This is a genomic window from Agarivorans sp. Z349TD_8 (assembly GCF_050870825.2).
GTDB lineage: Bacteria > Pseudomonadota > Gammaproteobacteria > Enterobacterales > Celerinatantimonadaceae > Agarivorans.
The window spans coordinates 3,302,940-3,317,030 of the sequence record NZ_CP194037.2; the positions used below are offsets into that span (position 1 = coordinate 3,302,940).

Sequence of the window (14,091 nt, forward strand, 5' to 3'; positions counted from 1 at the left end):
AATATTAATCAGGGCCAATTTCTCGTGGCATTTGGCTAAGGCAGTTTGCGGTTTAAGAACACAAAAAATTTCACCTCGATAGTAAGTAGAATAAATACTAAGGTTAAACGAATCAGTACATGAAGCAACACGGGCTCGCTCGTTTCACTGCCCTCTATTGCTGCCATAATCAGTGCATAAATAGATGAAAGATCCATGTTAACTCCCAAGTGTTATGATCCATGTTCGGCCATGTAATAATCAGCGTCGGTCAACTCTGCAGCATCAGTGAAGCTGAGATTTAGCGGTTTAAACAACGCTTTGAGATCATTGCTTGATTGACAATCAACATAAATCAACACGATAAAAACCATCAACACAATCAACTTTACCAACACAACAGTTTTCATTTGCTATCAATTATTCATCTAAAAGTTGCCCCCAAAACCAGAGATTTCGAGGGCACTAAGGTCTATTTATAAGGCTTGTTTATAAAGCTGCATCACTTGATCAGGGCTGGGTTGGCGAGGGTTCCCCGGTAAACAAGGGTCCTGCATCGCTTTATCAATCCATTGACCAAAATCAGTGTCGCGGATCCCTAACTCAGCAAAGCCTGACGGAATTTCAACTGTCGCCGACAACTGACGAACCAAAGCGACCGCGAGGGCTGCCGCGTCTTTATCATTGAGATCAAAGGTTCTACCGCCCATTGCCTCGGCAACCGCGCGAAACGGCTCAGGGCAGGTTTCAGCGTTAAATTCACACACTTCCGGCAGCAAAATTGCGTTGCATACACCATGCGGTAGATTATGCGTCGCACCGGGTTGGTGAGCCATCGCATGCACTAAACCAAGACCTGCGCTATTAAACGCCATCCCCGCCAAAAACTGAGCACATGCTAAGTTATCACGTGCCTCAAAGTTTTGGCCCTCTGCAACAGCCACTGGCAACCATTTGCTAATTAAGCGGATCGCCTCTAAGGCTGTCGGCCGGGTTAAAATATGCGCCCCCGGCGTCACGTAGGCTTCAATCGCATGAGTGAGAGCGTCCATACCAGTAGCAGCCGTGGTTGCCGCTGGTAAACCAAGCATCAAGCTGGGATCATTCACCGCAATATCCGGGATTTGTTTGGCATCGATAATCACCATTTTGACTTGGTTTTCTTCATCGGTAATCACCGAATTAGAAGTCATCTCTGCAGCCGTACCTGCGGTGGTATTAATGGCAACAAAATATGCCCCTGAGTGAGTCACCTTGCCGACGCCATTAAAATCACAAATATCACCGTCGTTAGAGGCCATAATACGAATGGCTTTAGCACAATCGACTGGGCTGCCCCCACCCACTGCGATAAAACAATCACACTCGGCTTTTTGATATACCGCAAGACCCCGCCGCACCAGAGATGCAGTAGGATTTGGTAAGACTTCATCGAACATCTCATAAGCAATCGAATAGCTATCTAGGGCACTCAACAAAGTATCTAACAAACCTAATTTAACTAAATTAGTATCCGTGACAATCAAGGCTTTTTTTACAAATTGCTGACTCAGTACCGTCACCGCATCTTCAACGGCCCCGCTACCCGCTAAACTTAACTTTGGAAGATTCAATGCAAATGCCATGGCTATTCCCTCTCATAATTTACAATTAAGTAACACCAATAGTTACGCTAGGCACATTGTATGTAGCGAGCGAGGGGGAGTTTGTGCTCGGTTTTTCAAAACTACCGACTAGCCAATATATTGTTACAAGTCGACAATTTTGTACTATTCAACTCGCATCTCTTCAGGCGGCAAGTCTCGCGTCAATCAAAGCTTTCACGACTTAAAAAATAAGTCCAAAAATCCAACACAGACACGCTTTACAAACTATTCTTTGAGTGGTCGGTCAAGTGACTACCCGCAGCAAACTGTTGTTACTGCAAGTTGATATCGACAAGGAGCGCTAGCCATGGTTAGCAGCGATACAGGTATCTTCTTTATTTTATTCGCAATTGTGGCTCTCTTGCTGGGGGCCCTACTGCGTTCTGTATTAAAGAAAAGTATTCTGCCCTACAGCGTTGCCCTGCTGCTGCTTGGTTTGGCGGCGGGTCTGGTACTGCGTTCTTTCAACTTCAAGCTTGAAGGTTTATCAGAGGCCTTAATTACCGTGACCTCTATCGACCCACATCTGATCCTATTTATGTTTTTACCCACCTTGATCTTTGAGTCCGCCTTCGCCATGGAAACCCATTTGTTTCGACGGATCTTCAGCCAAATTGCACTACTCGCAGTTCCCGGATTAATGCTCGCGATGCTCGCAACCGCTGGGCTGGTCCACGCTGTATTACCTCTGGATTGGAGTTGGGCGCTGTGTTTACTGTTTGGCGCTTTAATCAGCGCCACCGACCCGGTAGCGGTGGTGGCCCTGCTTAAAGAAGTCAGCTCTAGAAAACGCTTGGAAACCCTAATCGAAGGTGAATCACTACTCAACGACGGAACTGCCATTGTACTGTTCTCGCTGTTTCTTGGTTTACTGAGTCATACTGAATCACTTACCTTTTTCGAAGGCGTGAATGAATTTTTTCGAGTGGTACTGGCGGGCTTACTGCTTGGCTTAACCATTGGTTATCTCGCGCTGTTATGGATGGACCGACTATTTAATAATCCAATGGTCGAAATCAGTATCAGCATTGCCAGTGCCTATTTGGTTTACTTTATAGCTGAAAATGTGTTGCATGTTTCCGGTGTGGTGGCTGTCGTCACCATGGCAATCCTATTTGCAGGCCCCGGTCGCACTCGAATATCCGTTCAAAGCGCCGATTTTCTGCACTCATTTTGGCAAATGATGGCTTATATCGCCAATACGCTAATTTTTTTACTGGTCGGATTAATCGTTGCTCTTAAGGTGCGTTTGGATTTACTTGAGTGGTGGTGGACCTTAGCCGCATTATACCTCGGGGTAATGCTCATACGAGCCCTCTCAATCGCCATTTTAATGCCGATATTAGGTCGAATTAGTATTGGACTCTCTTGGCAAAAGGCCTGCGTATTAACTTGGGGGGGACTACGCGGTGCGGTTTCTCTGGCACTGGCACTGACTTTAGTCAACCACCCACAAATCGAGCCACTTGTTGGTCAACAGATCCTATTCATGACCGCAGGAATCGTGGTACTGACAATTGTGATCAACGGCAGCAGCATGGGCTGGCTGCTAAATAAGTTGCAGCTAAGTGGCTTACCCCACTCAAAGCAGGTCACCGTAAATAAGGCCCAACACCTTATCTACCGCGAGCTGAATCAGGAAATCAAAGTATTAAAACAAGACCCTCTCACCATTCGTGCTGACTGGACAAAAATAGCCAAAGGGCTCCAGCTCAGTGAAAACGACCTCGATGACAGCTTAGGCGGCGATGCCGAGTCGGGTGAACTCAGGATTGCTTATCAACGGCGCTTACTGGAAACCGAACGTCAATTTTACTGGAAACTCTATCGCAGCGGCGGTCTTGAAAGACTCGCGGTAAGTAAGCTGGTCGATGGCGTAGATCGCGCCCTCGATGGCGCGCCTTCCATCGGTCCAAGAGAAGTCTTGTTCCACTACTGGAAAACACCACTATTGGTGAAATTACTTGGGCGTATCTCCTGGCTTAGCCGACTCTCGCTTAGTCTGTCTTTCAACCAAATGGCCTTAGGTTATGAAGTGGCTCGCGGGTATATTTTGGCCCAAGATCATATCCTACAGATCGCCACCGAGTTAGCACCAACCCCGCAAATAGCAGACGTATTCACCCAGCAAATTGCCCATAATAAAACCAAAGTCTTAGAGATGATCTGGCAATTACAAGAAAGCTTTCCGGAAGTAGCCTACAGCTTAGAAACCCAAACGGCCAGCCGCCAACTGCATAATAAAGAGCGCTTTTTAATCACTCAGCTGGTCGAAGAAGCACAGCTGGAGCAGGCCGAAGCCCAGAAAATGTTAGATGACGTAGAACGGCGTTTAATGGCACTGCGTAATATGCCCAGATTCACCACTCCCAGTGATTTTTGTAGCATACTCAAACAGGTGACTTGGCTTGCGCAGGCCAAGGAGCGCTCTCTATTAAGCTTAAGTCGTCACGCCTGGCGACGGATCTACCCGCAAGGCGAGTTACTCCAGAGAAGGGGCGAGCAAGCCGATGCAATCGCCATTTTATGTCGTGGAAAAATCCAGCAACACCAGCAAAAAATCGACACTTTAGGCAGCTGTTTAGGACTGGAAGCACTACTGACAGGCCATTTTCAACAGGATATCTACAGCGAAGGTCCCTGTGATCTTATCTGGATAGATTTAAACGTATTAAGAAGCGTATCTAGTGAAGACCCCAAACTGGCGGAACGATTAAGTGTAGAGCTACAACAACAACTATCGCAGCAGCAAGCTGTCACCTCACCTGAGCCTATAAATCCAAACCAGTAAAAAACGCTCACCAGCCAGTAGTGCCCCAAAGCCCGCAGAAATTAAGTGGATTGAGGACAAAGCGCATGACTCATGTTGACCTTAAAGGCTTTCACTTCCTTAAGTTTGCTTACCATTCTTCTCGATAACTTTGTAAACTAACGGTGCTGAAGAGGGGACATATTGCGCCGAGTAAACGACTTGCTTGGAATTCGAGTCATCACAAGCATACTCCCAGATACAACTTAACTCATAATGAGCGCCAGTCTGTTATTATCGACACGCATCATAAAATGGCTATCAATATCGAGGCTTGCTAAGCTAAATACACTCGGTAAATTATTTGATGAGCTTAAAACCAACTGTAATCGCTAGTGATCACATAAAGCCTTGCTCGGATTATTGAAGGTGAAACATGATAAAAACCATCTCATGGATAACTGTAGCAATCACTCTCTTTTCAAGCCAGTTAACGGCCCAAGAGATGCTTGGCTACACCATCCATGCTCCCCCACTAAACTTTGTGCTTACCCCAAAACAAGGAGAGCCAGGCGAGCCTGAAATAACAGGTTTCACCACCGACGTGATTAAGGAAATCTTCCATCGAACCAGAGATATAGTAAACATTGAAATCATCCCCTGGGCACGCGCTTATCGTAACGCGAAAACCGTCAACAATAATTTCATTTTTAGTATTGCCCGAACCGCTAAACGTGAAGCGCAATTTAAATGGGTAGGCCCTATCGCTCGTAAAAAAGCACGCCTGTTTGCTAAAAGCGATAGTCTAATTTCGATAAATAGTTTAGCCGACGCCAAAAAGGTTGCGAGCATAGGGACCATGCGCGAAGACTCAAAAGAACAATACTTGAAACAACAAGGCTTTACTAATCTGCAAAGCACCACCCATTGGGAACAGGGATTAGGGAAATTATTATTAGGGCGAACCACCTTATTTGCAGCCACCGATCTCGATATACAAGCCATTTCACGAGAAGCTCAAATCAATCCTCATCTCATGAAAGCAGTGTTTACTATGTATGGTTACAATATTTATATCGGCTTTTCTCAACTCACCTCAGATAGGCTGATTGCTCGCTGGCAAGCGGCCTTAGATGACATGAAAAACGATGGCTCTTTTCAAAAGCTCGTCGACAAATGGGCCGCTTATTACCAAGCACCTAACTGGGAGGTAAAAGATGGCATGTTACAAGTCGAATAAGCACCTCGGCAAACGAGCCCCAAGCATTCATTAGCGGTTACACATCCATTCCAAAAATCAAGGCCCCTAGTCTTGAGCAGCAAGTTGCAACGTTAAGGCTCTGGCAGAAATATTTTTACATCCAGTGGTATTTTGCCCACACCACAGTGGAGAAAAAGCATCAGAATTTAACTTTTCAGCTTCGCCACGGAGTTGGGTCATTTCAATTGAAGCATAAGGAAAGCTTGGTGCCAGCGGATGCATATAACCGAGCTCTTTCATCACTCGATTCACGATGCCACGAGCAGGCCTGCCAGAGAACACATTGGTTAACGCCGTATGCTGTGATTTACTACTCTTTATCGCAGCACGATGTAAGCGAGACGTTTTAGCTTCAGGGCAAAGTAAATAAGCGGTGCCAATCAATACTGCACCCGCCCCCAGCTGCAAAGCGGCTTGAACACCTTGGCTATCAGCGATGCCACCCGCGGCAATTACTGGCACGCTAACTTTATTTACAATTTGAGGGACCAGCGCAGACATCCCCATTTGGGTCGAAATATCGTCTGACAGGAACATCCCTCGATGTCCCCCCGCCTCCAAGCCCTGAGCAATAATCCCATCAACACCTTTAGATTCCAGCCACAATGCCTCTTTGATAGTGGTCGCTGAAGATACAATCTTGGTTCCCCATCCTTTTATCCGAGCCAGCAATGACTGCTCGGGCAGACCAAAATGAAAACTTATAAATTCCGGCTTAAATGGCTCTATCGCATCGGCAATATCATGATTAAATGGAGTTCTATTAGCATAATGAGGCAAACTTTCGCTGTGGATCGCCAATTCTTCAAAATATGGCTTTAACTTTTTTCGCCACAACATATGCTGATATTCAGCATATGCCTGCATCTTATGGCAGAAAAAATTAAGATTATAAGGTTTATCGGTGGCCTGTTTAATGAAACCTATTTCGCTAACGATTTGTTCTATGCTTAACATGCCACAGGGCAAAGAACCTAAACCCCCTGCCTCACTTACCGCGATAGTTAACGCGCTATCTTGAACGCCTGCCATCGGCGACTGAATAATTGGTAATTGAGTCCCCAGTAGTGCTCTCATATTTGCTTTATACATATTCGCTCTCCATAACGTCGCCCCTTTTATCAGCCACTTTATCACCAGCGTCACGCATATTTAAAGCGCTCGCTTTTGAAACCATCACCCCAAATATTCGTCACCTTCAGCGTTTCAAGAGCTCTGTGTATTCAATGGAACAGTTGCCCTTGATGGCAAGACCTTGCGCGACTCTTATAACAGAGACGACAAACAAGCACTATCCATATGGTGAATATCCACGTCAGCGCCAAACAGTTGCTCTACGGCCAACTAAAAACCGATAATAAAAGCAATAAAATCAACACGATATAGGCGCTGATTCAAACGCTCGACTTGCATGACTCCATCGCGACAATTGCTGCCATCACCTGTCAGACCCAAATTGCCAAGGCAATCACCCGTAAGGTGGCTGATGACTTATTAGCTGTGAGGGGTAAACAGAACAAGTGAACCGCAGCCCAGCAGACCACCTTTCCCCCCACACCGCGGCGCCCCGATTGACAAAAGCACGGGTCAAATCGAAACGCTGAAAAGCCGGGATAAAGTCCCATCTGCCATAAACTGAATGCCAGTGAGCCGGGCGCTCACCTCCACTTGGATCAGGCTGAACAGCAGCGTAATCGTCGAAAACTACCCAGCGGAAAAAAGCCCAATAAATTCAAGCCACCGATCTAAACCCTTATCAAGACAAGTCGCTTCGTAATATATTCTTGGTGTTCAGATATATTTACATTATAAACAATAATGAATTCATTCACTTTTATAAGATAATTGCTTTGCATTAATTTGACTACTAATCTGGCGGCTTACCAAATAAACAACCTATTGTTTGTTTTTTAAGAAGTTCAAGAGGTAGCAAATGATATTTACCATAAAGAGAAAACTTTTATTTATACTAAGTATATTCGTTCTAATTATTATCGTATTAGGAACATTAACAACCGTTCAAATCCAACAACAAGCATATCAAACTAAGATCGTACGAGAATTAAACCAAGCAGATACTTCACTTTATCTTGCTCGCCTAGCACAAGCCGACTACATGATTTCAGAAAAATCTAAATTTAAAGAGAATGCTTATATACAAACCGAGAAAACACGGTCAATTCTCAACCAAGTTAAATCGATGATGGAAGTAGTTTCCAGTAAAAAAGAAGTTGAAAATATAACCAACAGCGTTGAAGATTTCATTGACGCATTTAGTCATTTTTCAACATCAAAACAAAATGCAATCAAAGCTCGCGGAGAATTTAGCCAAGCAGCGGCCAGTATCTCTTCGAACATCGATAACACACTGCTCTCCATTGATGATTTTTACTCGAAGAATCAGCATCTTTTTGATGAATTTGGACGATACAAGCGAGCCAAAGAATTAAAAGACAAATTCAACGATCTTAGAGTGAACATTTGGACTTACAATGCAAAATATAATCAAGAATCAGAAGGTAAAATCATCAATGAAATTGAAAACCTAAACACTCAAGCATCAGAAATAAAAAATGTCATGTTATCTGATGATACAAAAAACACTATTTCTCTCTTAGAAAGAAACTTACAAAACTATTTAGCATTATTTAAAAGGATCAAAACGGAAAATAGCAACTTAAACCAAGCCACGGATTCTATGTTAAGTTCAGCCATGATGGCGTCAAAAAAAATGACTCAACTAGTATCGATAGAACTTGGAATCGCTGAACAAAAACGCCAACAAGCAATCACCTTAATTGTCTTGGCGATTGGAATATCTATTGTGGCTGCTATTAGTATGGGATATTGGTTAATTCGTTCAATTATGAGCCCATTAAATCAATCTATATATTTTGCTCAAAGAATATCATCAGGGGATTTAACAAAAGATATCGAAATTGCCGTAAATGATGAGTTTGGTTCATTAAATACAGCCCTAAATGAATCGGCTTTGGCATTACGTAAAATTATTTCACGCTTGTCCGACTTAACAAATATTATTTCGGAATCCAGTACCATCATCAGCGGCTCAGCCAAAAAATCAACCGAATCAGTCCAAATTCAGTTATCTCAAACAGATATGCTCGCCTCCGCTATACATGAAATGGCAATGTCGACAAACGATATCTCTGAGAATGCACAAAATGCTTCAGATCAAAGCCAAACTGCAGAAAACGAGGCCAAAAGTGGTATTGATAAAGTCAAACAAACATTAGGTGCGATCAATCATCTATCTCAGGAAATGACATCATCAACGACCTTAGTAAGCAAGCTAAGTGACGACAGTCATAACATTGCCAGCATACTCAATGTTATCCGCAGTATTGCCGATCAAACCAACTTGTTAGCGCTGAATGCTGCTATTGAAGCCGCCAGAGCAGGAGAGCAAGGAAGAGGTTTTTCCGTCGTAGCCGATGAAGTGCGTAGCTTAGCTCAGAAAACTCAAAATTCTATCGCAGAAATAACAAACATTATTAATACTATTCAAGTCGGTGCAAAAAATGTCGTGCAAGCCATTTCTTCATCATCAGAGAGTACCAAAGAAGTGGTCGGCTTAATGGAGCTATCTGGTTCAGCCTATGATTCGATTGTAAATGCAATTGATGAAGTATCGCAGATGAATACCCAAGTATCTGTTGCAACAGAAGAGCAAACATCCGTCGCTAAAGAAATCAGTATGAATGTAGAACAGATCAAAACACTTTTAGAAGATAATGTGCAGACGCTCACCGAGATCGAAACACAAATAATCAAACAGCATCAGCAATCAGATGATTTGGTCAATTTGGTCTCATTTTTTAAATTATAAACTGTTGGGCCTGATACGATAATGCCCATAAATAGGATCGAGTGTCATTTCGAAAAACATACGGAATGACACCCCACAGTTCAGCAATAATTAGAGGCTACAAAGAGCTACGCCTCCGGCTTTTCGATTTTACAAACAAGTACTCTATGTTCTTCGTTCCTACAGAGTAAGCATTGATGGAATATTTAGGTCATTAACCACCAATGCTTGTTCGCCCGTTGAGAAGAGCTCTAGACATGTATAACGGCAGTGACACTAGAATATATGGGGATTAGTTAGGGTCTTCCGTCGGTTCATCATCAATCCGATGAGTCCAAGTGATAATAGAAATATTGAGCTTGGTTCAGGGACCTGAACATCGTTAGGAATATCTGAAGCTACAATTAGAAGGTTGTCTATCGCTGCATAACCGCCCCCTAACAAATCAATTCTCAATGTAACATTGCCGTTGGTATTACCATCCGTTTCAAGAGGAAGCAAAACGCTACTCCAGTCAAAAGTATCGACGTCAGAAGCCGTTCCTGATGCAACACCACTATCGAGAACCTTCCCTGAACCAGTGCCATTCACACCCGTCGGATTGTCAAACAGAGTGAACTCAAATATAGGAGTACCTATAACACCATGAGGCCCCCAAGAGCTAAGCTCAATGCTTGATATATCAGCCATAAAATTTAGAAAATCGTAATGACCAACATTAAATGACAAACCAATTAAATCGTTTTGCGGGCTATTCTGCATCCCCAAGGCATAATTCCCACCTTGGCGAGACGAGTCTAAATACCCTGTACCATAGGCTTCGTTCCCCGATATATATAGCGTTTCGACCGTCTTTTTTTGAGCGAAAGAAAAACCTGTGGGTTGATCACCATACAAGGCATTAACAGACTGCAGACTCGCATCGCCATTCCCATTAATATAACCCGTCGGATTTTCGAAATCTTGTTCGTATAAAACAACATTTGAAAATGCGCTAACTGAAATGATGCTTAATAATAAAGATAAAATTGATAGCATAATTATTTTCATTTCTACTCCATATAATAGTTTTGATTTTCCATAAGAGCGATTTAAATAAATCGCTCCCCCAAGATCTCTATACACGAACCGCCAAAAAAATCAACAAAAACAAGTAGTTATATATTGATTAATTCAACGCCAACATGCTAGACTGAAATGAAATAAAACTGAAATATTGATTTAATCATCCCGAAGAATAGAAATATAAAAACCACAACATTCCCACTAGCAATCAAACCAACAAAATGAGAACATTTATATATATTCCTTAACAAAGAATAATGTAAGTTCGTTATTTATAAGGCTGAATGAGGGCCATTCCAATCAAAAAAATAAACGCTGACATTGAAAAAAGTGAAAAAAGTGAAAAAATATCAAAGTAGACAATCAGTTAATGCAAGAGCATCAGTACATGAACAACTTTGTGCTAATACGACTACTCTTTCCGTGGTAGGAAGCTGAATTTTCTATTTCCTGTTATACAGCAATATTTAGGGTTCGAAGATGTCTATAAAGCCAATAAATGAAGCCACTTGGTCAGAAATTTTAAAGCTTCAAGCCGAAGCTTATGCTCTGGTCGATCCGGAAAGTTTGGAAGTTCTGAAAAGTAAGTGGTTGTGTTCTCCAGAATGTTGCTTCGTGTATGAAAAAGCAGGCAACGTAATTGGATACTTGTTGGCTCATTCATGGAATAAGGATACCCCACCAAAGCTCTTTCAAGCTCTGCCAGTTGGCTCAGAGGGAACAATTCTTTTTTTACATGATTTGGCTATTTCGAGTACTGCTGCAGGTCACGGCCTAGGCAAAAAGATGGTGGGGAATTTGCTAAAAATTGCGAAAAATTCCGGTTTTCAGCAGATTCGCTTGGTTGCAGTGCAAGACTCTTTTGAGTTCTGGAAAAAGCAAGGCTTTTCATCTTTAGGAAACCAAGCGGTAGACCCCAGTTACGGTGTAGGTGCTCAGCTTATGCTTCATGAACTTTCGACATAACAATGCCAAGCACAACCAAAGCTGCTTTGTTGCGACTTCGCTTTCACCACAAAGCAGCGCGTTTCGTTAACCTGAAAAAATATGCGTAGCGGCTGCCAGCGTTATGTCTATTAGTTGCGAGCGTGTTATGTCTAATAATTGAAAATAAGTCTTTATTGGTTTTGCGCTCCAAAGGGAACGATACTTTTTTTGCCCCAGGAGGAAAGCCTGATATGGGAGAGTCTCCAGAAGACGCCTTAGTGAGGAAGTTAAAAGAAGAAGTTGGAATCACCATAAAAAAGGGCGACTTTTCATTTTTTAACTCATATAAAGCGCCAGCCTCAGCTAATGAAAAAATTGAGCTCGAGATGGATGTTTATGTAGTCCATTCATATCAAGGTAAGCTGAAAGAAGCAGCTGAAATTGCTGAGCTAAAGTGGATCAATACCTCCAATATCAAGCAAGTTCAGGTTAGTTCAATATTCGAAACCAAGGTATTTCCAATGCTTGTTGAAAAAACTTGGTATCCTAGTCAAAAATACCCATAACAAAATTATAAAGACAGTTACTGCAACTCGTTTAATTGATGCTTTAAAATCGCTGTCTTTAACAAAAATGCGGGAAAGATGGAACATCTCCTTGTTATCACAAGGAAATTTTCTTCATAACAACCCTTATCTGTTTATATATTGCAAAGTGAAAATAAACAATGACTGATGTTCCAGATAAAATTACGTTTTATGAATTTCTTACGCCATTGATTACATCTGGTAAAAAGACAATCACGATCCGAGACAAATCTGAAAGCCATTATGTTGTCGGCTCTCAAGTCGAAGTTTTCACCTTGGAAACCGATCAAAAAGTTTGCGATATAGAAATTGAATCTGTAGCACCAATAAAGTTTGATGAGATCAATGAATTCCATGCTCAGCAAGAGTTTTTGGAATTACCAAGACTTAAAGAGCTCATCAAAGAAATCTACCCAGATACCAATGAATTGTTTGTGATTACATATCAGTTACGGCCAAACAACGCATAACAACTTGCGCCACGCAGGGAAAAAAATGCCCCGGGGCGGCCTTCTTTTCAGCAACTAAACTTTGGCTGAGCAAATAAAAATGGCGGTACCGTCAAAGCAAAACAGCAATCAACAGCATTCGCCAAACAATATTGAAACAAGTATTCGCCAGGGAGCGAAGTGCTGCTGATGAAGGGGCATAAAAGCCACCCCACCGCATCGGCTTTAACTCAACCAATATAATAAAAACAGATAACAGAGCAGTTCTGATAACTGCTGAATCGCACCCAGCGCATCACCGGTATAGCCACCGATCTGAGCATGCAACCAACGGCCGAAACCAAACCGCGCCAGTAACAATACACCAACTAAAGCCACCGCTAGGCCCAAGCTTGGTAACAAGCTTAACGACAGCAGACTAATCAACAACAATACCAGACGATCATTGTTACGGCTTGGGCTATGAGCAATGTTTAACTTCGACTGTTCACTTTGGCGCACATAACCATGGCTGTAGATAAAACTCACCGCAACGCTGCGGCTTAAGGTATGGGCAATCATCAAGGCTAAGGGCACTTGATGCAGCTCGCTGAGGCTGACATATTTGAGCAATAGTACCAACACCATGCCTATCAGCGCGTAAGCGCCCACCCGCGAATCCTTCATAATTTCCAGCTTGCGGAGCGGAGTAAAACCACCGCCAAAGCCATCGCAGGTATCGGCAAAGCCGTCTTCATGAAAAGCACCGGTCATATAAATACTGGCAATCATCGATAACACCACCGCCACACTTTGCGGCCACAGCTGGGCGCTGAGCGAATACACCAAAGCGCTTAAACAACCCACCAGCAAGCCCACTAGGGGGCTGAATTTATAAGACTCGTTCTTGCGATCTTCGCTATAAGGCAGATCCGCAGGAACCGGCAAACGGGTAAAAATAGAAATCGCCAGTAGCAGAACCTGCCACTGATAGATGATTTTAGAAGCAATTGTCATGTAAAACTTACCTGAGGCCAAAGTTGGCCATCTGAATCGTGAAAAACCGAAATGGAGATCCTTGCTGCATAGCCAATCTCCAAGCGTTGCAAGTAACTGGCGGTTCTTGGCAGCTGCAAGACGTAACGCAAAATTTGTTTAATCACCCCGCCATGGGTGACTAACAACACGCGCTTACCTCGATGTTGTTTGAGTAGCGCCTTCCAGGCACTCACAATCCGCTGTTCATAGGCCAATAAACTCTCGCCGCCGGGCGGTGTCACATGCCAGGGATCGGCCCAAAAGGCACTCAAGACTTGCTGCTCTCGCTCCCAAACCTGCTGCTTGGGCAGACCGTCCCAATCGCCAAAATCAATTTCCATGAATTGTTTGGCCTGCAGCAGTTCTAATTGATGCTGCTGCGCGTATTGCTCGGCAAAATCACGGCAACGACGGAGCGGCGAACTCACCAATCGCTCAGCCACGGGGGCATGTTGCATGGCGGCAAACATTTGCGCCATCCCCTCTTCGGTTAAGGCAAAATCGCTATGGCCGCGAAAGCAGTCTGCCCCTTTGGGCAAACCATGGCGCAGTAAATCAATGCTGGTAGTGCTCATCTAAATC

The 14,091-nt window shown here is 43.4% G+C and carries 13 protein-coding genes; 6 read left to right on the plus strand and 7 right to left on the minus strand.

What is annotated here, in order from left to right:
- Positions 1–35: 35 nt before the first annotated feature.
- The 3 genes from ACRRS1_RS14860 to fucO form a co-directional block, all read right to left on the minus strand.
- Complete coding sequence (locus ACRRS1_RS14860; protein WP_432452410.1) at positions 36–197, minus strand: hypothetical protein; 162 nt, start codon at positions 195–197, stop codon at positions 36–38.
- 15 nt (positions 198–212) lie between these two features.
- On the minus strand, positions 213–389 hold the full coding sequence (locus ACRRS1_RS14865) for a hypothetical protein (protein WP_432467492.1): 177 nt from the start codon (positions 387–389) through the stop codon (positions 213–215).
- Positions 390–455: 66 nt separating this feature from the next.
- Positions 456–1,604 (minus strand): lactaldehyde reductase, encoded by a 1,149-nt coding sequence (gene fucO / locus ACRRS1_RS14870; RefSeq protein WP_432467491.1) that lies wholly within the window; start codon positions 1,602–1,604, stop codon positions 456–458.
- A gap of 328 nt (positions 1,605–1,932) precedes the next feature.
- On the opposite strand from fucO, the gene ACRRS1_RS14875 reads away from it, so the two are divergent.
- A complete protein-coding gene (locus ACRRS1_RS14875; RefSeq protein WP_432467489.1) occupies positions 1,933–4,416 on the plus strand; it encodes a cation:proton antiporter domain-containing protein in 2,484 nt (827 codons plus the stop codon).
- 394 nt (positions 4,417–4,810) lie between these two features.
- Positions 4,811–5,614: a substrate-binding periplasmic protein gene (locus tag ACRRS1_RS14880; protein WP_432467488.1), complete on the plus strand. Its 804-nt coding sequence runs from the start codon at positions 4,811–4,813 to the stop codon at positions 5,612–5,614.
- A 66-nt stretch (positions 5,615–5,680) separates the two neighbouring features.
- On the opposite strand, the gene ACRRS1_RS14885 is transcribed toward ACRRS1_RS14880, so the two are convergent.
- On the minus strand, positions 5,681–6,727 hold the full coding sequence (locus ACRRS1_RS14885; protein WP_432467487.1) for an NAD(P)H-dependent flavin oxidoreductase: 1,047 nt from the start codon (positions 6,725–6,727) through the stop codon (positions 5,681–5,683).
- Positions 6,728–7,568: 841 nt separating this feature from the next.
- On the opposite strand from ACRRS1_RS14885, the gene ACRRS1_RS14890 reads away from it, so the two are divergent.
- The gene (locus tag ACRRS1_RS14890; RefSeq protein ID WP_432452405.1) at positions 7,569–9,485 is read left to right on the plus strand and encodes a methyl-accepting chemotaxis protein; all 1,917 of its coding nucleotides are present in this window, start codon (positions 7,569–7,571) and stop codon (positions 9,483–9,485) included.
- Positions 9,486–9,740: 255 nt separating this feature from the next.
- Here the strand turns inward: ACRRS1_RS14890 and ACRRS1_RS14895 are convergent, their stop codons facing one another.
- A complete protein-coding gene (locus ACRRS1_RS14895) occupies positions 9,741–10,514 on the minus strand; it encodes a PEP-CTERM sorting domain-containing protein (RefSeq protein ID WP_432452404.1) in 774 nt (257 codons plus the stop codon).
- Positions 10,515–11,009: 495 nt separating this feature from the next.
- Between ACRRS1_RS14895 and ACRRS1_RS14900 the strand changes: the two genes are divergently transcribed.
- The 3 genes from ACRRS1_RS14900 (at position 11,010) to yqfB (ending at position 12,513) form a co-directional block, all read left to right on the plus strand.
- Entirely contained in the window at positions 11,010–11,495 is a 486-nt protein-coding gene (locus ACRRS1_RS14900) for a GNAT family N-acetyltransferase (protein WP_432467486.1), read from the plus strand.
- A gap of 122 nt (positions 11,496–11,617) precedes the next feature.
- Complete coding sequence (locus ACRRS1_RS14905; protein ID WP_432467485.1) at positions 11,618–12,022, plus strand: NUDIX hydrolase; 405 nt, start codon at positions 11,618–11,620, stop codon at positions 12,020–12,022.
- A 161-nt stretch (positions 12,023–12,183) separates the two neighbouring features.
- A complete protein-coding gene (gene yqfB / locus ACRRS1_RS14910) occupies positions 12,184–12,513 on the plus strand; it encodes a N(4)-acetylcytidine aminohydrolase (RefSeq protein WP_432467483.1) in 330 nt (109 codons plus the stop codon).
- Positions 12,514–12,717: 204 nt separating this feature from the next.
- Here the strand turns inward: yqfB and ACRRS1_RS14915 are convergent, their stop codons facing one another.
- Together ACRRS1_RS14915 and ACRRS1_RS14920 are read right to left on the minus strand one after the other, a co-directional pair.
- Positions 12,718–13,488 carry an adenosylcobinamide-GDP ribazoletransferase gene (locus ACRRS1_RS14915; RefSeq protein ID WP_432467482.1) on the minus strand — a complete coding sequence of 257 codons (771 nt, stop codon included), beginning with the start codon at positions 13,486–13,488 and terminating at the stop codon, positions 12,718–12,720.
- Positions 13,485–14,084, minus strand: a complete 600-nt coding sequence (locus ACRRS1_RS14920) for a histidine phosphatase family protein (RefSeq protein ID WP_432459761.1) — start codon at positions 14,082–14,084, stop codon at positions 13,485–13,487. The genes ACRRS1_RS14915 and ACRRS1_RS14920 overlap by 4 nt, the downstream gene beginning before the upstream one ends.
- Positions 14,085–14,091 lie beyond the last annotated feature (7 nt).

What these genes read in the sequence shown, in the direction of transcription:
- ACRRS1_RS14920 (WP_432459761.1), bottom strand. Translation starts at nt 14,084, where the DNA reads ATGAGCACTACCAGCATTGATTTACTGCGCCATGGTTTGCCCAAAGGG.
- ACRRS1_RS14880 (WP_432467488.1), top strand. Translation starts at nt 4,811, where the DNA reads ATGATAAAAACCATCTCATGGATAACTGTAGCAATCACTCTCTTTTCA.
- ACRRS1_RS14890 (WP_432452405.1), top strand. Translation starts at nt 7,569, where the DNA reads ATGATATTTACCATAAAGAGAAAACTTTTATTTATACTAAGTATATTC.
- yqfB (WP_432467483.1), top strand. Translation starts at nt 12,184, where the DNA reads ATGACTGATGTTCCAGATAAAATTACGTTTTATGAATTTCTTACGCCA.
- ACRRS1_RS14875 (WP_432467489.1), top strand. Translation starts at nt 1,933, where the DNA reads ATGGTTAGCAGCGATACAGGTATCTTCTTTATTTTATTCGCAATTGTG.
- ACRRS1_RS14915 (WP_432467482.1), bottom strand. Translation starts at nt 13,488, where the DNA reads ATGACAATTGCTTCTAAAATCATCTATCAGTGGCAGGTTCTGCTACTG.
- ACRRS1_RS14895 (WP_432452404.1), bottom strand. Translation starts at nt 10,514, where the DNA reads ATGAAAATAATTATGCTATCAATTTTATCTTTATTATTAAGCATCATT.
- ACRRS1_RS14865 (WP_432467492.1), bottom strand. Translation starts at nt 389, where the DNA reads ATGAAAACTGTTGTGTTGGTAAAGTTGATTGTGTTGATGGTTTTTATC.
- fucO (WP_432467491.1), bottom strand. Translation starts at nt 1,604, where the DNA reads ATGGCATTTGCATTGAATCTTCCAAAGTTAAGTTTAGCGGGTAGCGGG.
- ACRRS1_RS14860 (WP_432452410.1), bottom strand. Translation starts at nt 197, where the DNA reads ATGGATCTTTCATCTATTTATGCACTGATTATGGCAGCAATAGAGGGC.
- ACRRS1_RS14900 (WP_432467486.1), top strand. Translation starts at nt 11,010, where the DNA reads ATGTCTATAAAGCCAATAAATGAAGCCACTTGGTCAGAAATTTTAAAG.
- ACRRS1_RS14885 (WP_432467487.1), bottom strand. Translation starts at nt 6,727, where the DNA reads ATGTATAAAGCAAATATGAGAGCACTACTGGGGACTCAATTACCAATT.